Below are 24,727 nucleotides of genomic sequence, written 5' to 3'. Positions count from 1 at the left end.
ATAGTTTAATATTTTACTTAGGAATTGATAATCCATGTTTTTTAAAAATCTCATCTTTCATTTCGCAATTCGATGAGTTGTACAAATCTTTAAGTGCTTGTTCGTACCTATCCGATTCTCTAGATAATCGATAAATTAAAATACCAATATCAGCTACAATTGTTACTACCCAAATTGCAAGTGCCCAAGGTCCAATTCTTTTTAAAAGTTGAGGAACTAAATCTTTGAGCCCTACCTCTTGTAGTAACTTTATTAACCACCATATAGCAGCAGCAATGTCTAAGTTTAGAAGAGCGTTTAAAATATCAGTCCATTCTGCACCACGAATTTTTGTAATCAAAATGTCGTAAAGCCAATCAAGATTGAGTAATCCCAATAAAAACCGAATGAAGATTTGTTTTTTAATTTCAGAATGTGCTCCAATTTCAATGGTCAAATCCTGATCTAATTCTGTGCATGGATCCATAGAAATATTATATAAATTTCGCCTACTCTTTATCGGATTTTCGGCTACCTCCGAATTCTTTTTTTGCATAATTTAACTCTTTTAGAGGTCTCTGAAAAACAACAGGCTTTAAAATTTTCATCGGAAGTCATTTTTTTGAATATTGTTATTTGGGAATATTGATGGAGCATGTACTACACTAGATTTTTTTAAAATTCTAATCTTTTAATACCGTAAAAATCTATAAGTTGTCTGCTATTATTTTGATTTGGTTGGAGTTGTGTAATTGTGCACAATAGATGACCTTTGACTAATGTGCGGTAGTTGTTAGTTATTTGGTAATTCAATAATGGTTATTCCATATTTCTTTGTGGATGTCTTAGTTTAAGGCTAACGCCTTAATGGCGGCATTGCAAATGCATATTTAGCATTAAACCTAGCTTATTACGGCTAGGTTTAATGTTAGATGTTTGGTTTGTTTTAGCAAGAAGGATTATTATTTTGAATTGGTGCGGTCAGGAGACCTCTGTTTAATTACGAAGTAGATACGCTTCGCTAACCGAGCGTTTTTTGCGAGTTCGCTGAAAGCAATCCGTGAACAGCAGAAGATTTAAGGCTAACGCCTTAATGGCGGCATTGCAAATGCCTATTTAGCAGTAAACCTAGCTCACTACGGCTAGGTTTAGTATTTGGTGCTTAGTTTGCCTTAGCACGGATTACGCTTTGCTAAATCCGCGCTATCAGGATATTATTCATTTTTTCTTGAAATAAGCATTGTGTTAAATTCTTCCACTTTCCAGTCATTTCCTTCCTTTATTAATGTTAATTTTGAGTATGCTTCACATTCGGAATCTCGATAATCTCCTTGTGCTAAGGGTTTGACATAAATTGGCTCAAGATTATTTTTTCTTCCAATTTCATCTATCAATGAAAATCTTTTAGAAACCAAATCTCTATATCTCAAAATCTTAAAACAATTATTTACATAGTTGGCTATTTCAATAGAGTCTTTTATTATATAGTGTTTTGGCAATTCTATTACAATGTCGTGCTTCAATTTCTTAATTTGTTCTGCAGATAATACATCTTCAATAGGTCTTGTAATTAGTGACTCAAATTCTGACAAAATTGGTCGAACATCAGAATATTCAAAATAAACAAAATACTCAACTTTTGAATCAGAAACATTAATAGGTATATATAATTTACTGCTGTATTTATTTAGCATACGATAATGATATTTTAAAAAATCTGGACCTGAGGGTGCTAAATAGTTTTGCATATAAGAACTGAATGTAGAATAAGCCTCAATCCATTTTTCGTTTTTTAAACTATTTCTATTTGATTCAAAAACTTTTATTGCAGGCGTGTTTTTTATTCTATTTTGTAAAGAAAGAAAATCATCATCGATCATCTCAATAGGATAATTATTCTTTTCAGATTTAAAAGTTAGTTTTGCATAGTATTGACCTAGTGAAAAAGAACCTATTAGGATACTGAGTAAAAATGATAATATAGATACTATACTTCCTAGAGAAAGATTTGTTATCCCTCGGATCAAATCTTTAACTTTTAATTTATCAATGTCCATATTTTACGTTTTTTAATTTTCTTTAATTCACTTAATATTTTCTGGCCGATTCATCAAAATAACTTAAAGTTCTACCTTTTATATTTTTATAAAAGTATAGTATTCTGTTTAAACTATCAAACAATTCATTTATCATTTTAAATTTTAAAACTCACACGTATCCAAGTTCATTCTCGCTTAATTGCTGCATATCATTTTGTGTGCTTTGTGACTGCTTTGTGTGTTTTGTGGAATATCTATTACACGAAGGTTCACAAAGTGTTACACGAAGTTGCACAAAGATTTAAGAACAAGGAACAACGAATGTTGATTTTAGAAGTTTGGTTAAGTGGACAAACTCTGATAAGTTCTTCGAACTCTATCAGGTTATGCTTCAACGCATGACCTTTCAGAGTCGATAGACCTGAAAGAGTCTAATATGGATTTACAATCCTAACTCTAAACATTAGAGTTTTATATATCTTTATTCCGAAACTTTAAGCCTTAGATTGAACATGAAAACCTCTCTGAAATTCCCTATAATACTGCTATTCACAAGCATCATTCTAAATAGTTGCACCAAATCTCCCGAGAACGGCGTGTCACTTCAGCTGGCAAAGGAGCGGAAGGAGTTGATTAGTGGCGTTAGCTACTCGCTGCACTTTTATATCCCTGCAAATAAAGCGGGAAAAGTTAAGGGTAAGGTGGATATAGCGTTTAACGCTAAGGAGAGGAAGGATATTGTGCTGGATTTTAGGGAGGATGAGTCGAATATCAAGGCGGTAAGTATTGATGGGGACGAGATAAGGTATGGTTTTGGGAATGGTCATATTATTATCCCGAAGGGGAGGGTGAAGCAGGGAGCGAACAGCGTATCCATTGATTTTACTGCTGGCGAGGGCTCTTTGAATCGGAAGGAGGATTTTCTGTATACCCTTTTTGTTCCCGATAGGGCTTCAACCGCTTTCCCGTGTTTCGATCAGCCCGATTTAAAGGCTATCTACCAGCTTTCGCTGGATATCCCTAAATCGTGGACAGCCGTAACGAACGGAGCATTGATGCAAACTACCACTAAGGATTCTACTAAAACCCTTCTATTCGGGGCAACAAGGCCATTAAGCACCTATCTTTTTGCTTTTGTTGCGGGTAGGTTCGATACCATTAGTAGCAAACAGGATGGAAGGTCTATCACTCTTTATCATCGCGAAAACGATAGCCTTAAAGTTCGACGTAACCTCGATGTAATCTTTAATTCGCATTTCCATTCGCTTGACTGGCTAAAGGATTACACGGGTATCGAATACCCTTTTGGGAAGTTGGATATCATCCTAATTCCCGATTTTCAGTACAGCGGAATGGAGCATCCTGGGGCTATATACTACCGCGATTCGCAGCTGTTTTTGGATGAGAATCCATCGGTGAATCAGAAATTGCGCCAAGCAAACCTTATTGCCCATGAGGTTTCGCATCAGTGGTTTGGCGATTTGGTCACCATGCGCTGGTTCAACGATGTTTGGCTAAAGGAGGTTTTTGCTGGTTTTATGGCCGATAAAATTGTGAATCCGCAGTACTCCAATATCAATCATCAGCTGAATTTTCTGCTATCGCACTACCCACAGGCGTATTCGGTTGATAGGACTGAGGGGGCAAACCCAATAAGGCAGAAGTTGGATAATCTCCTGTTTGCAGGATCGCTCTACGGCGATATTATCTACAACAAAGCACCAATTATGATGATGCAGCTTGAGTTACTGATGGGAGAGAAGCCATTCAGAAAAGGTCTTAGACAATATTTGCAGATGTACAGCATGGATAATGCGGATTGGGAGGATTTGGTATCGATTCTTGATCCGCTTACATCTCAGAATCTTGCGGAATGGAGCAAAGCGTGGGTAGATATGCCGGGAATGCCCCAAATTACTTCGAATGTTACCTTTGGCAGCAATGGGAATATCAACTGTTATAGCTTGATTCAATCGAAGGTGGGGAAGAAATCATCGAAAATGGGCATGAAACTTAGCGTTACCCAAAATGTTGGAAATGAAAGGCATGTGTACAATGTCGGTATGACGGGCGATACAGCGGTTGTTGAGCTTCTTAGCAATAAACCTCTAAACAGCTGGATTCTCCCTAATTCCGATGGTAAGGGGTATGGTACGTTTTATCCCGATTCGCTATCGCTGCAAATGCTGCTAAACGGGGCATCTACAATTAAGGATAATCTTACCCGCGCCTCGTGGTTCGTGATGCTCAACGAGCTCTTCCTAAACGGTAGGATTGATGCCAGTAAGTACTACACATACCTATTTTCGAGCCTGATGAGAGAGACTGAGCCGCAAACCCGCCAGTATCTGCTTAATACGCTTGAGGTGGTGTGGTGGAAGTTTTTTACGGAGGAGCAGCGGCAGAAGAATTGTACCCACTTGGAGGGCTGCTTTTTTTGGCTTTTGCATTCCAGCAATATCGGTGATGATGAGCGAAAGCCACTATTCAAAACCTTTACAAGGATTGCCCTAAGCGATGTGGCAAAGCGGCAGATTTTTAGGGTTTGGAATAACGAGATGCCGCTTAAGGGCGTTAAGCTTGATGAGCAGGATTATATGACGCTTGCCTATGAGCTGGCTGTTCGAGGTTTTGGAAATACGGATAGCATTCTTAATGCTCAGGAGCTGAGGATTAAGAACGCTGATCGTTTGGCTAAGTTCAGGTTTGTGAGGAATGCGGTTACACCTGATATCGCAAAATGCGATATATTTTTTAAAAGCCTAGCAAATGCTGCAAATAGGAGACCTGAGCCTTGGGTTATTGAGGCTCTTCATTACTTACATCACCCTTTAAGGGCTAGCTATTCAATAAAGTACATTAAGCCATCGCTTGATCTTTTGCCCGAGATACAGAGAACGGGTGATATCTTTTTCCCAAAATCGTGGCTTGAGGCTACCTTCTGGGGTTATAGCTCAAAGGAGTCTTACCAAATTGTTGATTTGTGGTTAAAGGATAATCAGGAACTGCAAAAAACCTTAAGGGATAAGGTTTTACAATCGGTTGATAATTTGAAAAGAGCCACTGGGATGTAGTTGGGAATATCGCAAAATGAAATATTGTATCGCAAAATGCGATTAATTGAGTTGAGATGCTAGTTTGGTGATTTACAGTATTTAATTTTACGAGGTAACATTTTGTATCAATCCAAATATCACATAAATAACAAGATGTCTTTTTAAACAGATAGCTTAAAGTGCTGCTGTTTAATATTTTCAATGGATTGTTATTTTTTTAACGACTGTAAATGATTTTTTATCTATCTTTATAAAGGATATTCTGGTGGGTTTAATTTACAAGCATGGTTAATATGAAGGTATTTAAGAGCGTAGTAATTACTACCACTTTCCTTATAATTTATACAAATTGTATCTCTCAGCCCAAGGGCTTTTTTGTTCCTATAAACATTCAGAAGGCTTACTCAAAGATGACCCGATCTTATGATGGTAAACCGGGTATTATTTACTGGCAAAACCGTTCGGATTATAAAATAAATGTAAGCTTTAATCCCAAATCATTACTAGTAAAGGGAGAGGAAACCATAACCTATTTGAATAATAGCCCCGATACGTTAAAGCGTATTATCTTCCATCTTTTCCCCAATATGTACAAAAAGGGAAATATGCGCGATTCTGATGTCGATCCTGCGGATGAATCGGAAGGGTTAATTATTGATAGAATGGCTGTTAACGGTAAAGAAGTCCCCATTAATCTTAACAGCGATTTTGTTTATATTGAGCATACGCTCCTTCGCTTAAGCTTAGCTACACCGCTAAAACCGCAAAAACAGGTTTCTATAGATATTAGTTGGCACTATACACTTAATAGAGGCTCTCATATAAGAACTGGAATGGTTGATTCTACAAGTTTTTTTGTAGCCTATTTTTTCCCCCGAATTGCAGTTTATGATGATATTGATGGTTGGAACTATTACAAGTACACAGGCGATTCGGAATTCTATAATGATTTTGGAAACTTTGATGTTTCTATATCAATGCCTAAAAACTATTTGGTTTGGGCTACAGGTATACTAAAGAACCCCGAGGAGGTGCTTAACGATAAATATCTTAATCGTTTTAAAGCAGCTAATCAATCCAATGTTATAATGCATATTGTGGATACTGCTGATTTGAAACTTCGTGATTTTACAAAATCAAACGATATTAATACTTGGAAGTTTAAAGCCGAAAATGTTACCGATTTTGCATTTGGAACAAGTGATCATTATTTGTGGGATGCCACTAGTCTTATTGTAGATAATAAAACAGGCAGGAAACTATTTCTTGATGTTGCCTACAATAAGGATTCCAAGGATTTTTATAGCGTTATTTCAATTGCCCGCCAAGCGGTGGAGCTGATGTGTAATTCATTCCCAGGAGTTCCATTTCCTTACCCAAAGGAGACTGTTTTCAATGGCTTAAGCGAAATGGAATACCCAATGATGGTTAATGATAGATCTTCTGAAGATATTCATAGTACAATTGATTTAACATCGCACGAAATTTTTCATTCATACTTTCCATTCTATTGTGGTTTTAACGAGGTTAATTATGCGTGGATGGATGAAGGGATAACCTCCTTTGCTACATATCAGATGCTTTCTACAATGGATTCTGGCTATGAGAAGGTTTGTTATATCGATGAATATCTATCCTATGTGGGTACAAATATTGATCTCCCAGTATTTACTAATTCAAATTCTATTAGGAGGCCTGCTTACGATTTTATATCATATCCTAAATCGGCATTATTCTTTATTTTTCTGAAGGATGTATTGGGGGCAGATCTATTTAATAAATCATTCCAAGAGTTTATTTCACGATGGAATGGAAAACATCCAACGCCCTACGATTTATTTAACACCATATCCAACGTTTCGGGTCAGGATATTAGCTGGCTAATTAAGCCTTGGATATTTGAGTTTGGATATGTTGATTTAGGGGTGAAAGATATCTTTGCAAGTAATGGTAAATATTTAATTACCATTGAACGAAAAGGTAGTTATCCTGCTCCAATAAATCTCGAAATTACATTTGATGATGATTTTGTGGAGAATATTCATCATTCAGCGACAGTATGGAAGAATGGGGAAGAAACCTATGCTATTGAAAGGCCAACTTATAAGAAGATTAAAAAAGTTGAACTTATTGATGAGTTTGGAATTGATGTAAATCAATTGAATAATTCATATACCTTAAACATGTGGAGATTGAGTGGTAAATGATATATATTACTCTCCGCTTTCTTACCTGAATTTATTATGCTCTGAAAAGGCAAACTATTATAGCCCATGGCAACGCCTTGGGTCAATTTGTCATGGTGTTTTGGCGGGCTGAAAGCCCAACTTAATCTTCCCTTTTAGGGCGAATGGAGAAATTTATGAACCCAATCCCAAGTCAACGCTTCGCTTGCCATTGAGCTAAGATAAACTAGGCTTACAGCCCGCTAAAACAGGTCCGAGAATATTCTCAAACTTGCTTTAATCTCTATTTACCTAACCAGAATCATTTTTTTAACCTGATGAATTTTTCGAGTATCAAGTATTATAAAATAGATTCCTTCATGCTCATTCTGAGGAGTCCAATCTATGGTATAATTTCCTGCGGGTTTAAATCCTTTAAACAGAGTTGTAATATTATTCCCAAGAACATCTTTAACCTGCAAAAGAACATCTGCATTTTCGTTTAAATTATACTTAATTGAAGTATACGAGTTAAAAGGGTTGGGTGAATTCTGCTCAAGTGCTTCGGCAAATTGAATATTAGGATTTTGCTCATCAGATGTTGTGGTAAGCGAAGGTTTTCCAGCTTGAACCCAAGCAGTATAGATTAGCTCAGTCAACGCGTGTGATGCATTCTTAAATAGTTTTGTTGTAAAGTCATTTGTTTCGTTCCATAATGCCAATGTGTAATTTGATTGGGTATTGGCATAGTTATCGGCAATTAAAACAGAATCTTTGTATTTGTAGTTTACATATATATAGTCGAAAACATACTGGTTAACGTTAGTAATAACGCTAATGTTTTCACCAGTATAGCTAATTTGGCTACTATATGTATTAATCATAGTTGATTCATAGCGAGAATGAATACCATTATTACCTGTTAGCTGCCCATCATAGTTTTTGGTAAGATGTAGTGGCATATAACCATCAGCCACATAATGTCCTAAATCGGCTGCAAATTGTTTTGCCTTATCAATATCGTGTCGTATTAAACAATTCCTTAGCGAGTCGAAGGCAGCAATTGTAGCCCAAGGTAGAATACCTTCGCTAGTTGATGGGTAATAGGTTTGGTTTATTTTTCCAGTAGTAGTGAATCCTGCAAAATTTTCAATATCAATATAATGCTTTGGAGCTTCAGTTGGATCATTTGGTTTTCTCGTATCTGCATCAGAAGCATGATCACGAAGGTAAGTTGTCCAAGAGCTAAATATGCTCATCTCAGAATTATATGAGAGAGATGCGTTGAAGTTGATCTTTCTATGCCCCGTTCCTCCCCAACTTACAAGAATAAGCGAAACGCCTAGAATTGCAGAAATCTTTAAGATTTGTTTTATCACAATATCACCCTTTAAGTAAAGAAAGCATTCAAGTTCACAAATATATATACTTAAACGAGCTAGAGGGGTACGGGTTTAATCTAATGACCAAACTTAGGAAAAAGAACTAATATTTTGACCCTTTTTGGATATTTGTTATGGAAATTATTATTTATTCATACTTTAACTACTTAACCTAAGTTGCTAGTTACTGGTTGCAAGTAGCTGGTTTTGTGATTTACAGTTTTTTAATTCTTTTGGCATTTAACTTAGTTTTAATGGATGAAGTTTGTATTCATTTGAATATAAGATAAATAACAAGATGTCAGCAACTAGCATCTAGCAACTTGATTAAATTTACATTCAATCTACACCTATTTCATCCTTTCAATAAATATGGAGCCTAAAACAGCCTTATCAATTTTTTCAATTTTAGTAACTCTATAGTAAAGGTCAATAATATTAGTGGAATTGTTTGAGGTTGTTTCCTTGAGTTGCTTTTGCTCTACAATATTTTTAATTAGCTCAGCATCTATGGATTTATCAATTGAAGTATAGATAGTAACACTCACTGGACAGCCAAATTCAGTGGTAAATCCATATATAAATTGATTGTGCTTTAATAGTTGAGTTAGGTAAAATGTATCATAAGGATCAAAAAAATTATCAACCTTTAAATTATAAACACTTATACTATCAGATGCAGATATGGTTGTATCAATGGGAACTTTAGCTGGAACAAAAATCGATTTTTGTATATTTAGTGTATCTATAATACTTGGGTTGAACCATATTTTTACCGAATGAGATCCTACAAAGGTAGTAACCCCTTCAATCCCTTTAACCCTTCTCATTTTGTTGGCAAAACTTATAGAACTACCGTAACACTTAATGTTTTTTAAACCAGATTTCTCATAAATACTCATCTGTTCTTTTGTAGCATTATCTCCCCAGTATTCAGCAATTGTAGGAACTTCGAACGATTGACCAATTATAAATCCTATAACGATTAGAATAATAAGTATAATAGTAGGTAACCATTTCTTCCCTTTTTGGTTAATGGCGAGGGTGTCCTTTTCAGGACATACATGTATACAGTCGCAACACATATTGCAATCAATATGCTTAATAGTTTTTTGAGAAGCAACATCAATGGCTTGTGGACAATTTTTGGTGCAAAATTTACAATTTGTACATGTGTTGATATTTCTTGTAATCTTCAGTAATGGAAATACTTTGTTGTTAATACTTAATAGCTCTAATATATACGCAGCAAGGCTGAGTATAGCAAGTAGCCAAACAAAGTTAAGATGAATGCCAAATAAAAGAATTACCAAATAAATCCCTATAATCCCTATAAACATTAAAAAGAACCTGAATATATTAGATAATGCACCAAGGGGACAGATATATTTACACCAAAATAGCCTTACATAAAATGAACCTATAATAACTAAAGCTATTGCAACAATTCCCATAATTATTGATACATCAGAGTCAAAACCTGTCACTGCGGCATAGTATGGATCAAATTTTTTACAGAAAAGTTCACTTGAGGAGATTGTAAAGTAAACTGTAATGAATAGTAATATGTACTTTAATGACCTGAATACTTTATCGGCGATACCAGTAATTGTGTATCGCATAGAAAATCTTTCACCCAATTTACCTAGCCATTCGGAAACGGTTCCAATGGGGCATATATATGAACAGAATAGTTTACTTACAATTATTATTAATGCAATTAATGCTAAACCCATTACTATCTGCAAACTTGTCATTGAGCATGCAAGAGTATTGTTTACAAAATAGCTTGAAAGAGCCTGAATTCCCCCAAATGGGCAGTAAGCCTCATAATCGGGGAAATAGTTTTTATCAACAAAATACCGAATACCCATATAGGCTAATAGAGCCAAAATGGCTAATTGAAAGAATAACCTGAAAGGATTTGTTTTTAACTTTTTCATCTGTTTAAATCAACCTAACTATTTGTTTTACAACAGTATTTATATTAAGTATTAACATAAAATTTATTGTTACCTCAGATGGAATGTCCATAATTTAATTATTTCTTTTGGTGTACTCTTGCTCATGGACATTTCATAATAAAATTTAATAAAAAACCCCAGCAAATAAATGCACTGGGGCTTTTTAACTTTAATTTAACCTAACTAACCTATTTTTTTTCGCACTTTTTCTTGCACTCTGATGATTGAGGACAAGTTTTAGTTTTGTCGCATTTTTTCATGTCTTTGTGCTCACAAGAACCAGCACATGATTTTTTTTCTTTACATTTTGATTGACATGTAGTAGATGTAGAATCTTTTGAATTGGTTGCGTCTAAGCATTTATTTGCCTCCACACACTTTGAATAGCTAGGGCACTGTTTGCATTTTTCAGGAACTTTTTTTTCTGTTTGCTCAGTGGTTGCATTCTTTGAATTTGGACCACTTTGAGCATGTATCCCAATAGCTACAATAAAAGCAAGTACAACTACGCTTGCTGAAACAATAAGTAATTTTCTTTTCATATAATTATCTTTAAGGATTTTCTAGGAACAAAAGTATCCTTATTAGAACTAAGATAATGTTATATTGGGGTTAATTCATGTTATAGAAATGTTAAATATTAGATTCAGAAATAAATCCTTTTTACTTTTGCTGTATGAAGAAAACTAAAATTCAGCTTGTATTACTTATCATTACTGTAGTTTGCCTCATTACTTTGGTGGGAATTCAAATTGCTTGGATTTTGAAAGAGGCAGAACGGCAGGAGAATCAGTTTAATCACAGTGTTGGAATGGCTTTAAAGCGTATTGAAGATAATCTTGCTAAATACATGAATTGTACTTATTCAGGTAAATGCACTTCGTGTGTACTATTAACAAATACGTTGAAGCAGGTTGCAAACCTCGATTCAATTATCAAAAGTGATTTAAGATATTATGGAATTGATTTAAACTATGAGTATGGTATTATTGATGTAAAGAAAGAAAACACTAATAATCCATCAAGAGGAACCTACTTTACAAATAGTTTAGCAGAAAAAATGCATCAGGCAGGTTATGAACTTAAGATAAATTTTCCTAAAAAAAGAGATTTTATTATTGCTCAAATAGGATTGATATTTATTTTTTCAATAGTACTAGTTGTGCTTGTTACGGTTTCATTCTTGCTAATTTATAGGTATTATAGTAGGGAAAAGCTTCTTTCGGATCAAATACGAGACTTTGTTAATAACATGACCCATGAATTTAAAACTCCTTTAACAAATATTGGGTTTGCAAATAGTATGCTTTCCAAGAATGCACTTATTGCAAATGATCCTAAGTTATTGTCATACACTTCAATAATAAGAACAGAGCATTACAGGTTGAAGGATAGGGTGGAGGAGTTGCTAAGGACTTCGCAGAGCGATTCTATTTTATCAGTCTACACGGAAATAGTGGATTTGTACAAGATTATTGAAGATGTTGTTGAGTCATATCAAGTTCAGATTCAAGAGTGTGATGGAACCGTTTCTTTAGGAAGGATTGGAGAGGATTTTAGCATTACAGCTAACGTTGACCAACTTTATATCATTATTGGAAACCTTATAGATAATGCCATTAAGTATTGTACCAAACAGATGATCATTAAGATTGTTGCAAAATCTTTTAATGATAAATTAATTATTGAAGTTACTGATAATGGCGTTGGAATTCCTAGCGAACACCTTCATGGTGTATTTGAAAAATTTTATCGCATACCCCAAGGCGACATGCATAATATTAAGGGTTTTGGGCTTGGACTATTTCATGTTAAGACTATTGTTGAGAGAATGGGTGGGAAAATTTCAGTTTCAAGTTCTGTGGGAAAAGGAAGCACTTTTACAATTGAATTTCACAAAAACAAAGTTTAATCAATGGATCATAAAACAAGAATATTGCTTGTTGAGGATGATGTAAACCTTGGCTTCCTTTTGGTTGATTATTTAGAATCGCAGGATTTTGATGTCAAAATTTATAATGATGGTATTTCAGGGTTAAAAGGTTTTCAGCTCAACCATTATGATTTGTGTATTGTAGATATTATGCTCCCTAAAATGGATGGGTTTACCTTAATTGAAAAAATAAAGGAGATTAATAAGAAGGTTCCAATAGTAATACTTTCTGCTCGTTCGATGAAGGAGGATAAGATTAAAGGCTTCTATATAGGTGTTGACGATTATATCACAAAGCCATTCGATGAAGAGGAACTACTTTACAGGATTAAGGCGATACTAAATAGGATTAAGCAAAATGATGATCAAGAAGAATCGGATGAAAAGAAAGTATTCTCATTAGGCACCTATGAATTTGATTTTGAATTACAGGTTTTAAGTCAAGGTGATAGCCATATTAGGTTAACTAACAAAGAGGCAAATATCCTTAGAATTCTTTGTCAACCCAAAGGACGGTTGGTTAAACGTGAGGCTCTGATGGTTGAAATTTGGGGTGATTCCGATTACTTTACAGGTCGAAGCCTAGATGTGTTTATCTCAAAACTTCGTAAATACCTAAAAAACGATCCAAACGTACGAATAACTAGTATTCAAACAGTGGGGTATATTCTTGAGGAGTTGAAGGATGGAAGATAGAGGACGGGAGTCCGAAGACGGAAGTGGGAAGATAAGGGATCTAAATTTGAAAATTCAAAGAAGAATTAATTATCAATTAAATCCCGTATTACAACTGAGGCAATAAAGCATCCGAATATTGGGGGCATATAGGAAATTGTTCCAACAGTAGTTTTCTTGTTGGGTTCTCCTTCGCAAGGTCTGGTTACCTCATCGGGTACTTCCTCTGCCGAGAAGACTACTTTAAATCCTTCTCTTATTCCTAGCCTATGAAGTCGTTTACGAAGAATCCGAGCCAGTGGACAGCTGTGCGATTCGGAGATATCGGTAATCTCAATTAGTGATGGATCAACCTTACCTCCAGCACCCATTGAGCTTACAACTCTATGACCATATTTAAGGCTATCGTGAATCAGAAAGATTTTTGGAGAAAGAGTATCAATTGCATCCACAACATAGCTATATGGTTTAGTTATAATCTCCCTCATTCGCTCATCGCGAATATACTCCTGAATAATATGTAGTTTAAGATCGGGATTGATATCGAGTAGTCTTTTACCCATAAAATCAGCTTTGGGTAAGCCAAGTGAACTTGTTAATGCAGGCAGTTGACGATTCTTATTTGTAATATGAATGTTATCACCATCAACAATTGTCATTTCCCCAACACCTGCACGGCATATCTGTTCAGCTGCATACGCTCCAACTCCACCAAGTCCAACGATAAGTACATGGCTGTTTTTTAATTTTTCAAGTTTATTCGCACCAAGAAGCAGTTCAGTACGCTCTAACCAATTCATATAATTGTTCGTTGATTGTATTCGGAAAGTATTTAATGTTTCATGAAAATAAAAAAAGATTAAGCGATTGTTTTATCGAGAGATGCGAAATTAATAGTGAGTTTTGTGTATTACAATCATGGAACACCCATATTTTATTCATCGCCTTTTGCATTAGCCTGTAACATGGGTGTTTCATCCGACAACTATAGGGACTCACTTGAAACTTTCCACTTTCCACTCTCCACCTTTCTAAAAAACTCTGCAAAATTAAAATTTATCTGCTCTTCGAGGTTGCGAAATTTTATCTTTTTTATTTTTGATACTGTAGTGTATAAATATTTCAATGAAACATCAGCTTCATCTGTCTCAATAAAAAAGCGGTTTAAGGGTACTGTTCTGATTGTTTCCTGTAATATATCCGATGCATTTAGAATTGCTGATCCAAACGAAATGTACATATCATTATCAATCAATTGCTTGGCTTGTTCAAATTGTCCACGAAAACCATGTATAGCCCAAGGCGTTGTTGGGTTTAATCGTTTTTTCGATTCAAGTAGTTCCACCCACGCTCTTACACAATGAATAACAACGGGTTTTTGGTATTTCTCTGCAATCTGAACCTGCTTTTCAAAAAGCTCAATTTGCTTTTCGAGAGAAGCTCCTCTTGATTTATCTAAACCGATTTCCCCAATAGCAACAACATTTGTTAATTTTGCGATTCTCTCAAGGTCTAAGAGTTGTTTTTTTATATCAATATCTGCACTATACCAAGGATGAATTCCAACACTAAAAACACCTTGTTCGGCTAGTTTATCGACTTCTGAGATTAGTAGGCTACGAATTGCGGGACCCATTTCACGAGGTGGAAGATGTGTGTGGAAATCTATCATTTTCTGTTATTTAAATTAGAATCAAAGGTACTACAATAAACCCCAAAAAGCTACTTTATGTTCAAAAATGATATAAAAAATAAAGAGCGGCTTTTAGGCCGCTCTTTATAACATGTAAAGGCTTTACTTCGAAGCGTAAAGTTCAATTATCTTAAGCATCACCTCCGATGCTTTTGCCATACTATCAACAGGGACAAATTCGTATTTACCGTGGAAGTTTAATCCACCCTCAAACAGATTTGGACATGGTAAACCCATATAGGATAAGCGTGCACCATCGGTACCTCCACGGATTGGTTTTACTAAAGGTTTTACACCAACCTGTTCCATTGCTTTAACGGCGGTATCAACAATATGGTAAACGGGTTCAACCATCTCACGCATATTGAAGTATTGATCTGTTAGTTCAAGTTTAATTGTACCTTCTCCATACTTAGAATTGATAAATCCAGCTACTTTCTCAATATAATCTTTTCTGTTCTGGAATTTTTCACGGGAATGATCGCGGATAATATACTGCAACGATGCATTCTCAACGCTACCTTCCATTTTAATTAGATGGTAGAATCCTTCGTAATCCTGTGTATATTCTGGGCGTTCGGTTGCAGGAAGAAGAGAGTTGAATTCCATTGCAATGTGCATTGCATTCTTCATCTTGTTTTTGGCATAACCAGGATGTACATTTCTACCCTGAATAAGAACCTTTGCCCCTGCGGCATTAAAATTCTCATATTCTAACTCGCCGATCATTCCTCCATCAAGGGTATAACCGAAATCAGCATTGAACTTCTTAACATCAAAATGGTCAACACCATGACCAATTTCCTCATCAACAGTAAAACTAATTCGTAATTTACCATGTTTAAACTCAGGATGGTTAACCATATATTCCAATGAGGTCATAATTTCGGCAATACCTGCTTTATCATCAGCACCAAGTAGGGTTGTACCATCGGTTACAATAAGAGTTTGCCCAATATAATCCTTAAGTTCAGGAAAATCCTTAACGCCAAGGATTACATTATTCTCTTTGTGTAAGATGATATCTTTTCCATCATAATTTTCTATGAATCGAGGATTTACATTGGTTCCACTCATATCAGGAGCAGTATCCATATGGGCTAAAAAACCAATTGTTGGTATAGGTTTGTCTGTATTAGCGGGTAATGTTGCCATTACATAACCCCACTCATCAAGGGAGATATCTTTTAATCCGAGCTCCTGCAACTCCTTAACAAGTAGATTCGCTAAATCGAACTGTTTCTTAGAGCTTGGAAAGGTAGTAGAACTATCATCGCTAGTAGTATCGATTTTAACGTATCTAATAAAGCGATCTATTAAGTTTTGTTTATTTATCATAGTTGTTCCTTTAATTCTGTTTACTAGTATTTGTTCACACTTAGATCTTCCAACTTCGATCTTCCGTCTTCTGACTTCTAACTTTAATCTTCCACCTTCGCTCTCATCGATTCCCAAATAATATATCCGCAGATAATTAAGAACATACCAAAACCAATAATACCAGCAGCATTGGATTCAAACCACTCCTGATTAATGAAGTTTATTCCTCCAAATTTGAGTAGTGCGCTGAAAACGCCCATCAATGAACCTCCAGCAATAAATCCCGATGCAATTAAAGTTCCACGCTCTCTGCGTGCTTTATTTACTTTAGCTTCTTTACTTCTTGTTGAAACAATATGAGCAATAATACCACCTACCAATAATGGAGCGGTTAGCTGGATTGGTAAAAACATACCTAATGCAAAAGCTAAAGCAGGAATACCTATCATGGTTAATGTAAGCGAAAGGAATGCTCCAGCTGTATAGAGTAACCAAGGAGCAGGTTTGCCCGACATCATTGGTTCAATTACAGCAGCCATTGCATTGGCTTGAGGTGCAACAAGAGCGTTATTTCCGGTAAAACCATAAGTTTTGTTGAGTAGAATTATAACTCCACCAACGGTGGCTGCCGAAACAAATGTTCCTACAAATTTCCAGGTTTGCTGTTTATAAGGTGATGTACCAAGCCAGTATCCAATTTTAAGGTCGGTGATGAATCCACCAGCCATTGAAAGAGCCGTACATACCACACCGCCTATTATAAGCGCAGCAACCATCCCCGAAGTACCCGAAAGACCAACAGAAGTAAGTATGATAGATGCGATTATGAGAGTCATAAGCGTCATTCCCGAAACTGGGTTAGTTCCAACTATTGCAATTGCATTGGCGGCAACAGTTGTAAATAGAAAAGAAATAACCATAACAATTGCAAGACCAACTAGAGCTTGAGTTAAGTTATGAAGAACGCCAAATTGGAAAAAGATAAAGATAACAACCATTGCAAGAAGTATACCACCTGCAATAATAGACATCGGCAAGTCCCTACGGGTACGAAGTTCTTCCTTAGTAATCGATTTGTTTTTACTGAAAATTTCGGTAACAGCCAAGCCAAATGCTTTCTTGATAATCCCCGAAGAGCGAATAATTCCAATAATACCTGCCATAGCAATACCGCCTATACCTATAGGGCGAACGTAGTTTGCAAAGATTTCTTCGGCTGACATGGCTGAAAGGATGCTAGTAGTATTGAAACCAACTGGGATTGTCATTCCAGGTGCTAAGTAGTTGATAATTGGTATCAGAACCAACCACGCTACAAATGAACCAGCGGCAATAATAGCGGTATACTGTAATCCGATGATATACCCAAGACCCATTACAGCGGCACCCACGTTTAGTTTAAATACAATCTTAGTTTTATCGGCAATTTGCGCTCCAACTGCTACAACCCTTGTAGTAACTACTTCACTCCACCATCCAAAGGTTGCAATGATAAAATCGTAGATACCTCCAATTAACATACTTACTACAAGAAGTTTTGCTTGATTTCCACCCTTTTCGCCAGAAACAAGAACCTCTGTTGTAGCAGTTGCCTCGGGAAATGGAAGTTTACCGTGCATATCGGATACAAAATATTTTCTGAAAGGGATAAGGAATAGAATACCCAAAACACCACCTAATAGCGAGGCAAGGAATACTTTGTAGAACTCAGCATCAAGTTTAAGGATATATAATGCGGGAAGAGTAAAAATAGCCCCTGCTACAATAACCCCAGAGCTCGCACCAATGCTCTGAATAATCACATTCTCACCAAGTGCTCCTTTACGTTTAAATACGGTAGATAGACCAACTGCAATAATCGCAATTGGGATTGCCGCTTCGAATACCTGACCAATTTTTAATCCAAGGTATGCTGCCGCAGCAGAGAATAGTATAGCCATAAAAAGACCTAATGTTACAGACCATACATTTATTTCTGGTACATTTTTGTGAGGCGACATTATAGGCTGGTACTCTTCACCCTCCTTTAATTCAGTATAGGCATTATCGGGTAGCCCTTTAATTTTTTCAACTGGTTCTTGAGACATATATTGGTTATTTGGTTTATTTTTAGGGTTTGATTGGTCTCAAATGTAGGAAATTTAGTTTATAGTGTTTAGTATTTAGTGTTTGGTTATTCGTTATTGAGTTATTTGTTATTAGGTTATTTGTTATTGAGTTATTAAATCTGTTCACTTTTTGCTGACCACTTGCCAATTTTCACTATTCTCTTTTCACTTCTCATTTTCCCCTGTTCACTTAATCATTATTGCTGCTCCAAATCGCCCCAAATCACCTGCACGTGCTGAGAAGAAGAATTTGTTATGACATTTTGTACAAAGGCCTGCAATTTCAATATTTTTGGGTTTAACGCCAGCCTCAATAAGAGTTCTACGATTAGCTTCCCAAAGATCAAAAACTGGCTTGACAAATTTATCATTAGGTAAAATAAGTCCTTCCGTTGAGCCAAAAGCATCATTTACCATCGATACAACTTCATCGCCAACCTCGTAGCAGCATGAGCCAATGGATGGACCAATTCCAACAACGATATCCGAAGGATTTGAGCCAAATTCTAAAGTAAATGCCTTAATCACCTCCGCAGGTATTTTGGCAACCGTGCCCTTCCAGCCTGCATGAGCAGCACCAATTGCCTTTTTTACAGGATCGAAGAAGAGAATTGGAACACAATCTGCCGCTTGGGTAACAAGACAAATCCCTTTCCGATTGGTTACCATAGCATCAACATCACACAGGTACGATGAGCGTTCAAAAGCACCCTTGCCTTTATCTTCTTCCTTAACAACAGCAACTATTTTACCATGCACCTGCGATGCAAAAACGTACGAATTGGGCGAGAACCCAAATTGCTCCGCAAGCTGTTTCCTGTTGCTGAGCACAATCTCATTATCAATAGGCCCATTTAAGCCAATAGTGAAATAGTTTTGGGTTGATGGTGGTAGGGATTGATTCCTTGTTGTAACAAAATGCTGAATTGAACTGTTAAACGCTTTTAAAACCTCGAATTGAGCAAAAGGAATGCCTTGTGAATTGTTAAAAATCATTTGGTTTTCTATTTGATATCTAAGAGACAAAGAAAGGAAAATGGTTTAAAAGTAATGGGCGAAATTTTGGAATGTTAATGGAAAGATGATAACTATTCAGAACCTTAAAAATGCTCATGATAAGTCATAAAGTCTCGAAATAAGATTTTATATAAGAGACTCACCCCCCGACCCCCTCTCTATTCTAGGTATTAACATTAAGCTTTTCTTATGCGAATGTTTTTTTTATTCACTATCTATCGAATAGAGAGGGGGAGATGGTGATCTAGTAAGATTTCTGGTAATTTCACTCTCCTCACTCTAGCTCAGAGACAGGAGTTGGAGGAGATTAAGTTTTGGGTAAAATTCATTAGGTATTCTAAAAGATATCGAATATAGAAATGAAGAAAAATGGTGAGTTATACCAAATTGAAATATATAATAGTCCAAAATGGGTTTGAAATAATGTAACTGTACGCTCCTATGCTCATGACCTCTTTTTTTGTTATCGAGCATGAAAGGTTGCAGAGGTAAGCATCCAGCTCATCAAGGGTTTTGAACAGCCGGTTGGTAAAGTCACGCTTAAGCTTAGCCCATACCTTTTCGGCTGGATTCAGCTCCGGGGAGTATGGAGGGAGGAAAATAGGAATGATGTTATCCGGGATTTAAGCTTCATGGCTTTGTGAAAGGCGCCATTATCCAAGACCATCAGCTTGAGTTCATCGGGGTCCTGCTGTGAGAACTCATCAAGGAATACCTGAAAAAGATCGGCGTTGCACGATGGTAGCTCCAGCATAAAGTAGTCCCCATTTACGGGCGAGAATGCGCCGTATAGGTAGAGGGACTTAAAAACCTGATGAAAGGGGCAGATGGGCTTGACGCCTTTGGCCGTCAACGCCTTACCATTCCTGGTGAATAGGCCAAAGCGACTTTCATCCTGGAAGAAAAGGTTCACCCTCTCGAACCGCCCCCCTTTGCTGGCAATCGCATGGCGGCAGGTTTTAGCGAAGTTTTTTTAAAAACCTCAACAGCCGCAGCATCCTTTCTGATATGGCTCTTGCGAGCAACCTTGACGGATGAGCCGAACTCGCGTACGCAGTATTTGTAGAGGGTATTGTAGCTAACGCTCCGATGAAACTCCTGCTCAAGCCAGCGCATCAGCTCCGTGTACCCCCGAATGCCGCTCTGTGGGTCTCTGAGCTTGCGATCAAGGGCTGCATGCTCCTGCTTTGAAATCTTGGTCGGCTTATAGCCCGTTTTCTTGTGAGTCATCAGAAGCGCTACCCCTCCTGACAGGTATAGATTCCGCCATGCTTGGATGCTGTTGTGATTTACGCCCACCAGCTCAGCCAGTGCCCGCTTAGACACACCCACATCCTGCGCCTTTTTCATCTCGATAAGCATCCTAACCCGCGGAGCCATAAAGGGGGTGGTCTTTTTTAAAAGACCCCTCAGGTATTGAAGGCTTTCGCCAATATGAACGACTTTGGGTGCTGACATATTTGAATTATATTATAGTCCAAATATACAAAAAAAAACGACATTAAATATATTGGACTATTTTATATTTCAAGATGGTATTAGAATGCTGCTGGTTACTTCACTCCCCTCTCTCTTGCCCAGAGAGAGAGGTTGGGGGTGAGTAAGTTAACCGAAAACCACTATTCTAACACATTACGAATCTTTTCTAATAATTGATCTAAATTGTCCACCTCCTCATTCTTGATACGAATTACCCAATAGCCTTTAGTTTCCATTATGAAATCCCTTTTTTGATCATGATCTTTTTGGTAATCGTGAATTTTACCATCCAGTTCAAGGATTAGCTGTTTTTCGGCACAATAGAAATCGGCAACAATAAAACCAGGGAGCGGGTTATTTTTGTCATAAACTATAGGGTGTTGTCGAAGGAATTTAAAACCACCCAACTTACGATTTCGTAAGGCTTGCCATAGTATTTCCTCTTCGGGAGTTTGATTTCTTCTTAATTCTCTTGCTATTTGAACAATGGTAGAAGGTATAAACATAATTAAGACATTTAAAATGCAAGATAATGAAAATATAAATAAAAAAAACTCACCCCTCGACCCCTCTCTATTCTTGAAGTTATGATTACGCATTTCTTGAGCGAATGTTTTTTTCATTTACAAACTATCGAATATAGAAATGAAGGAAAATGGTGAGTTAGAATGCTGCTGGTTACTTCACTCCCCTCTCTCTTGCTCAGAGAGAGGGGCTGGGGGAGAGTAAGTTTGGATAAAAGAGACTCACCCCCCGGCCCCCTCTCTATCCTCGAAAATAACATTATATATTTATTTGAGGTTTGTTAGTTACTATTTACTACTTGTAGGATAGAGAGGGGGAGGAAGATGGTGATCAAGAGAGTGTATCGTCCTAAAAAAAGTTGACAGAATTTTCTAACCCTAAGCTGAGTTGACAAAACATAATTTTCGGGTAATGATGAGCCGGAAGATAGTTTTGCTTCAGCCGGATGGGGCTGGGGGAGAGTAAGTTTGGGAAACAATTCATTAAATATTCTAAAAGTAATAGAATATAGAAATGGAGAAAAATGGAGAATTGGAATGCTGCTGGTTACTTCGTTCCCCTCTCTCTTGCCCAGAGAGAGGGGTCAGGGGTGAGTAAGATTTCTAACCAATAATCCCTAACTTTACCCTATAAAAATATAATAAACCATTTATGGAAAAAATACTAATTGCCTTGCTCATAGGCATTATAGCCGGGTTAATTGATGTTACACCCATGATTATTCAGAAATTAGATAAAACCGCTTGTTGGTCGGCCTTTGTTCATTGGGTTGTACTGGGATTGATAATTCCATTCGTTCACTGGGAAATTCAACCATGGCTAAAGGGCTTAATAATTGGCGAACTATCGGTAATACCAATTATGATTATAGTCTTGGCTAAAGATAAAAAAGCACTTATTCCAATGTCCATTTTTTCTGCAATTTTAGGCATTGGAGTGGCTGTTGCTGGTTCAATATTTATAGGATAGTCGATTCTCTTTATAAACTAAAACCATGGAATACTGGGAATCGCGATTTAAGAACGAAGGCGCAATGTGGAAATTTGAACCATCAGACTCCGCAATGGTTGCAGTGGATCTATTCAAATCAAACAAAATAAATAAGATATTAATACCCGGTTTTGGCTATGGTCGTAATGCCAAGCTATTCTGCGATAACGCATTTAGCGTAACAGGCATTGAACTATCGCATTCTGCTATAGTTTTAGCTAAAACCAATGGGATAAACTGTACAACACACCATGGCTCTGTAACATCCATGCCATTTGATAATGAGTTATACGAAGGAATTTTCTGCTATGCGCTAATCCATCTACTCAATAAAAATGAAAGGCGAAAATTTCTAGAATCATGCTGGAATCAATTGAAAGAGGGAGGGATTATGTTCTTTTTAGTTGCATCAAAGCAAATGAGCATGTATGGAGGTGGAAAGTACTTAAGTAAAGATCGATATGAGATTTCAAAGGGAGTTAAAGTATACTTTTATGATTCCGAATCGGTTTCAAAAGAATTTGCAGATTTTGGAATAGATGAATTTAAAGATATCGAAGAACCCGTAAAATTTATGGATGCCCAAGAACCAATTAAGCTTATACAGGTAATTTGCAGGAAGTAGATAATTAAAGTTCCTAGATACTTGTTGCTGATTTCTAGTTATTTATTTAATAATTATATTGAAATAAATCTTAATCTCTTTGAAACAGGGTGAAATCCATAATGAATAAGATGCTGTAAAACAATAAACTAGCAACTTGTCTCTAGCAACTAGCAACTTAAGTTAAATACCCCCCTCATTAAATTTGACAAAATCCCATTTGAAAAGGCAGCCATTTTGATTAAGTTTGCAGACTGAAAATGAAAATCTATAAATGAAAAGTTAAAAGCTATCGAAATAAATAGCTGAAAACTGTTAACTGTCAACTATTTCTACAAGATATGTTTGAGAATTTATCCGAAAAACTTGAAAGATCCTTTAAGCTATTAAAGGGTGAAGGAAAAATTTCTGAGATTAACGTAGCCGAAACCCTTAAGGAGGTACGTAAAGCCCTGCTCGATGCCGACGTTAACTACAAAATTGCCAAAACCTTTACCGATGAGGTAAAGCGCAAAGCATTAGGTCAAAACGTGCTTAACTCCGTTAAGCCGGGTCAAATGATGATTAAGATTGTACACGATGAGCTTACCGAGCTCATGGGTGGAAAAGCTACCGATATCAATTTAGGCGGTAGCCCAACAATCATCCTAATTGCAGGTTTACAAGGTTCGGGTAAAACAACATTCTCGGGTAAGCTTGCAACATACCTTAAAACCAAAAAGGGTAGAGCACCTTTGCTGGTTGCGGGCGACGTTTATCGTCCTGCGGCTATCGAACAGCTTATAGTTTTAGGAAATCAAATTGGAGTTCCTGTATTCACAGTAGCAGGAAGTACTGATCCTGTTGCAATTGCAAAAGATGCAGTTAAACAGGCCAAAGCATCGGGCAGAGACGTTGTAATTATCGATACCGCTGGTCGTTTAGCCGTTGATGAGGAGATGATGAAAGAGGTTGCTGCAATCAAAAAGGCAGTTGATCCTCAGGAAATACTCTTCGTTGTTGACTCAATGACAGGTCAGGATGCCGTTAATACAGCCAAGGAATTTAACGATAGGCTCAACTTCAACGGTGTTGTACTTACTAAGCTCGATGGTGATACCCGCGGTGGAGCAGCCCTTTCAATCCGTTCAGTTGTCGACAAACCCATTAAGTTTGTTAGCACTGGCGAGAAAATGGAAGCCTTGGACGTTTTCCACCCCGAACGTATGGCCGACCGTATCCTTGGCATGGGCGATATCGTTTCGTTGGTTGAACGTGCACAGGAACAGTATGATACTGAGCAAGCCCGTGAACTTCATAAAAAGATTGCAAAGGATAAATTCAACTATAACGACTTCCTCGATCAGATTGGACAAATTAAAAAAATGGGTAACCTTAAGGATCTTGCAGGGATGATTCCCGGTATGGGCAAAGCCATTAAGGATGTTGATATTGATGATAACGCATTTAAAAATATTGAAGCCATAATCCACTCCATGACACCTTTAGAAAGGGAAGATCCTTCGGTTATGAATGGTGGTCGTCGTAAGCGAATAGCCGATGGTAGCGGTACATCAATTCAGGAAGTCAACAAGCTTATAAAGCAATTTGACGATATGCGCAAGATGATGAAGATGGTATCGGGTAGTGGTGGCGGTAAGAATCTTTCTAGAATGATGGCGAATATGCCTAGGAGATAGGGGGAAGTTGGAAGACGGAAGTCCGATGACAGAAGACTGGAGTTCAAAGTCAAATTATCGCAGTTTGCGATTAAATTTAGGAACACTATTAGCAATAATAAGTGATAAGAGGAAAGTGA

The 24,727-nt window shown here is 36.9% G+C and carries 21 protein-coding genes; 7 read left to right on the top strand and 14 right to left on the bottom strand.

All coding sequences use genetic code 11. From position 1 onward, the window contains the following. Positions 1-13 precede the first annotated feature (13 nt). Positions 14-535 carry a hypothetical protein gene (locus HOO91_14305; protein NOU18726.1) on the bottom strand — a complete coding sequence of 174 codons (522 nt, stop codon included), beginning with the start codon at positions 533-535 and terminating at the stop codon, positions 14-16. Positions 536-1,193: 658 nt separating this feature from the next. Beyond that, positions 1,194-2,036, bottom strand: a complete 843-nt coding sequence (locus HOO91_14300) for a hypothetical protein (protein NOU18725.1) — start codon at positions 2,034-2,036, stop codon at positions 1,194-1,196. A gap of 494 nt (positions 2,037-2,530) precedes the next feature. On the opposite strand from HOO91_14300, the gene HOO91_14295 reads away from it, so the two are divergent. Beyond that, positions 2,531-5,092 (top strand): peptidase M1, encoded by a 2,562-nt coding sequence (locus HOO91_14295; protein ID NOU18724.1) that lies wholly within the window; start codon positions 2,531-2,533, stop codon positions 5,090-5,092. Positions 5,093-5,367: 275 nt separating this feature from the next. Then, on the top strand, positions 5,368-7,281 hold the full coding sequence (locus tag HOO91_14290) for a M1 family metallopeptidase (GenBank protein ID NOU18723.1): 1,914 nt from the start codon (positions 5,368-5,370) through the stop codon (positions 7,279-7,281). A 266-nt stretch (positions 7,282-7,547) separates the two neighbouring features. On the opposite strand, the gene HOO91_14285 is transcribed toward HOO91_14290, so the two are convergent. From HOO91_14285 to HOO91_14275, 3 genes are all read right to left on the bottom strand, one after another. Then, positions 7,548-8,618, bottom strand: coding sequence for a hypothetical protein (locus HOO91_14285; protein NOU18722.1), 1,071 nt, complete (start codon positions 8,616-8,618; stop codon positions 7,548-7,550). A 353-nt stretch (positions 8,619-8,971) separates the two neighbouring features. Then, a complete protein-coding gene (locus HOO91_14280; GenBank protein ID NOU18721.1) occupies positions 8,972-10,564 on the bottom strand; it encodes a 4Fe-4S binding protein in 1,593 nt (530 codons plus the stop codon). Between the two features lie 209 nt (positions 10,565-10,773). After that, positions 10,774-11,127 (bottom strand): hypothetical protein, encoded by a 354-nt coding sequence (locus tag HOO91_14275; protein NOU18720.1) that lies wholly within the window; start codon positions 11,125-11,127, stop codon positions 10,774-10,776. A gap of 134 nt (positions 11,128-11,261) precedes the next feature. On the opposite strand from HOO91_14275, the gene HOO91_14270 reads away from it, so the two are divergent. Both HOO91_14270 and HOO91_14265 read left to right on the top strand, forming a co-directional pair. After that, positions 11,262-12,497 carry a HAMP domain-containing histidine kinase gene (locus tag HOO91_14270; GenBank protein ID NOU18719.1) on the top strand — a complete coding sequence of 412 codons (1,236 nt, stop codon included), beginning with the start codon at positions 11,262-11,264 and terminating at the stop codon, positions 12,495-12,497. Positions 12,498-12,500: 3 nt separating this feature from the next. Continuing rightward, positions 12,501-13,214 (top strand): response regulator transcription factor, encoded by a 714-nt coding sequence (locus HOO91_14265; GenBank protein ID NOU18718.1) that lies wholly within the window; start codon positions 12,501-12,503, stop codon positions 13,212-13,214. 65 nt (positions 13,215-13,279) lie between these two features. On the opposite strand, the gene HOO91_14260 is transcribed toward HOO91_14265, so the two are convergent. The 9 genes from HOO91_14260 to HOO91_14220 form a co-directional block, all read right to left on the bottom strand. Then, positions 13,280-13,993 carry a tRNA threonylcarbamoyladenosine dehydratase gene (locus tag HOO91_14260; GenBank protein ID NOU18717.1) on the bottom strand — a complete coding sequence of 238 codons (714 nt, stop codon included), beginning with the start codon at positions 13,991-13,993 and terminating at the stop codon, positions 13,280-13,282. Between the two features lie 185 nt (positions 13,994-14,178). Next, the gene (locus HOO91_14255; GenBank protein NOU18716.1) at positions 14,179-14,865 is read right to left on the bottom strand and encodes a TatD family deoxyribonuclease; all 687 of its coding nucleotides are present in this window, start codon (positions 14,863-14,865) and stop codon (positions 14,179-14,181) included. Positions 14,866-14,988: 123 nt separating this feature from the next. Next, the gene (pepT, locus tag HOO91_14250; protein NOU18715.1) at positions 14,989-16,224 is read right to left on the bottom strand and encodes a peptidase T; all 1,236 of its coding nucleotides are present in this window, start codon (positions 16,222-16,224) and stop codon (positions 14,989-14,991) included. Between the two features lie 83 nt (positions 16,225-16,307). Next, on the bottom strand, positions 16,308-18,293 hold the full coding sequence (locus HOO91_14245; protein ID NOU18714.1) for an oligopeptide transporter, OPT family: 1,986 nt from the start codon (positions 18,291-18,293) through the stop codon (positions 16,308-16,310). A gap of 207 nt (positions 18,294-18,500) precedes the next feature. Continuing rightward, positions 18,501-19,310, bottom strand: a complete 810-nt coding sequence (gene pgeF / locus HOO91_14240) for a peptidoglycan editing factor PgeF (GenBank protein ID NOU18713.1) — start codon at positions 19,308-19,310, stop codon at positions 18,501-18,503. Positions 19,311-19,708: 398 nt separating this feature from the next. After that, positions 19,709-19,954 carry a hypothetical protein gene (locus HOO91_14235; GenBank protein ID NOU18712.1) on the bottom strand — a complete coding sequence of 82 codons (246 nt, stop codon included), beginning with the start codon at positions 19,952-19,954 and terminating at the stop codon, positions 19,709-19,711. Then, the gene (locus HOO91_14230; GenBank protein ID NOU18711.1) at positions 19,903-20,244 is read right to left on the bottom strand and encodes a hypothetical protein; all 342 of its coding nucleotides are present in this window, start codon (positions 20,242-20,244) and stop codon (positions 19,903-19,905) included. The genes HOO91_14235 and HOO91_14230 overlap by 52 nt, the downstream gene beginning before the upstream one ends. Then, complete coding sequence (locus HOO91_14225) at positions 20,241-20,789, bottom strand: hypothetical protein (GenBank protein NOU18710.1); 549 nt, start codon at positions 20,787-20,789, stop codon at positions 20,241-20,243. The genes HOO91_14230 and HOO91_14225 overlap by 4 nt, the downstream gene beginning before the upstream one ends. 161 nt (positions 20,790-20,950) lie before the next feature. After that, positions 20,951-21,316, bottom strand: coding sequence for an endonuclease domain-containing protein (locus tag HOO91_14220; protein ID NOU18709.1), 366 nt, complete (start codon positions 21,314-21,316; stop codon positions 20,951-20,953). Positions 21,317-21,986: 670 nt separating this feature from the next. Here HOO91_14220 and HOO91_14215 point away from each other — a divergent pair. From HOO91_14215 to ffh, 3 genes are all read left to right on the top strand, one after another. After that, positions 21,987-22,304 (top strand): hypothetical protein, encoded by a 318-nt coding sequence (locus HOO91_14215; protein NOU18708.1) that lies wholly within the window; start codon positions 21,987-21,989, stop codon positions 22,302-22,304. 25 nt (positions 22,305-22,329) lie between these two features. Further along, positions 22,330-22,950, top strand: coding sequence for a class I SAM-dependent methyltransferase (locus HOO91_14210; protein NOU18707.1), 621 nt, complete (start codon positions 22,330-22,332; stop codon positions 22,948-22,950). Positions 22,951-23,270: 320 nt separating this feature from the next. After that, positions 23,271-24,608: a signal recognition particle protein gene (ffh, locus tag HOO91_14205; GenBank protein NOU18706.1), complete on the top strand. Its 1,338-nt coding sequence runs from the start codon at positions 23,271-23,273 to the stop codon at positions 24,606-24,608. The last annotated feature ends 119 nt before the right edge of the window (positions 24,609-24,727 follow it).

It is taken from the genome of Bacteroidales bacterium (assembly GCA_013141385.1).
Lineage (GTDB): Bacteria > Bacteroidota > Bacteroidia > Bacteroidales > Tenuifilaceae > UBA8529.
This window is presented reverse-complemented; position numbering and strand designations above follow the sequence as displayed.

Coding starts and splice junctions, on each gene's coding strand:
- HOO91_14305 (NOU18726.1), bottom strand. CDS start 535: ATGCAAAAAAAGAATTCGGAGGTAGCCGAAAATCCGATAAAGAGTAGG.
- HOO91_14300 (NOU18725.1), bottom strand. CDS start 2,036: ATGGACATTGATAAATTAAAAGTTAAAGATTTGATCCGAGGGATAACA.
- HOO91_14295 (NOU18724.1), top strand. CDS start 2,531: ATGAAAACCTCTCTGAAATTCCCTATAATACTGCTATTCACAAGCATC.
- HOO91_14290 (NOU18723.1), top strand. CDS start 5,368: ATGAAGGTATTTAAGAGCGTAGTAATTACTACCACTTTCCTTATAATT.
- HOO91_14280 (NOU18721.1), bottom strand. CDS start 10,564: ATGAAAAAGTTAAAAACAAATCCTTTCAGGTTATTCTTTCAATTAGCC.
- HOO91_14275 (NOU18720.1), bottom strand. CDS start 11,127: ATGAAAAGAAAATTACTTATTGTTTCAGCAAGCGTAGTTGTACTTGCT.
- HOO91_14270 (NOU18719.1), top strand. CDS start 11,262: ATGAAGAAAACTAAAATTCAGCTTGTATTACTTATCATTACTGTAGTT.
- HOO91_14265 (NOU18718.1), top strand. CDS start 12,501: ATGGATCATAAAACAAGAATATTGCTTGTTGAGGATGATGTAAACCTT.
- HOO91_14260 (NOU18717.1), bottom strand. CDS start 13,993: ATGAATTGGTTAGAGCGTACTGAACTGCTTCTTGGTGCGAATAAACTT.
- HOO91_14255 (NOU18716.1), bottom strand. CDS start 14,865: ATGATAGATTTCCACACACATCTTCCACCTCGTGAAATGGGTCCCGCA.
- pepT (NOU18715.1), bottom strand. CDS start 16,224: ATGATAAATAAACAAAACTTAATAGATCGCTTTATTAGATACGTTAAA.
- HOO91_14245 (NOU18714.1), bottom strand. CDS start 18,293: ATGTCTCAAGAACCAGTTGAAAAAATTAAAGGGCTACCCGATAATGCC.
- pgeF (NOU18713.1), bottom strand. CDS start 19,310: ATGATTTTTAACAATTCACAAGGCATTCCTTTTGCTCAATTCGAGGTT.
- HOO91_14225 (NOU18710.1), bottom strand. CDS start 20,789: ATGTCAGCACCCAAAGTCGTTCATATTGGCGAAAGCCTTCAATACCTG.
- HOO91_14220 (NOU18709.1), bottom strand. CDS start 21,316: ATGTTTATACCTTCTACCATTGTTCAAATAGCAAGAGAATTAAGAAGA.
- HOO91_14215 (NOU18708.1), top strand. CDS start 21,987: ATGGAAAAAATACTAATTGCCTTGCTCATAGGCATTATAGCCGGGTTA.
- HOO91_14210 (NOU18707.1), top strand. CDS start 22,330: ATGGAATACTGGGAATCGCGATTTAAGAACGAAGGCGCAATGTGGAAA.
- ffh (NOU18706.1), top strand. CDS start 23,271: ATGTTTGAGAATTTATCCGAAAAACTTGAAAGATCCTTTAAGCTATTA.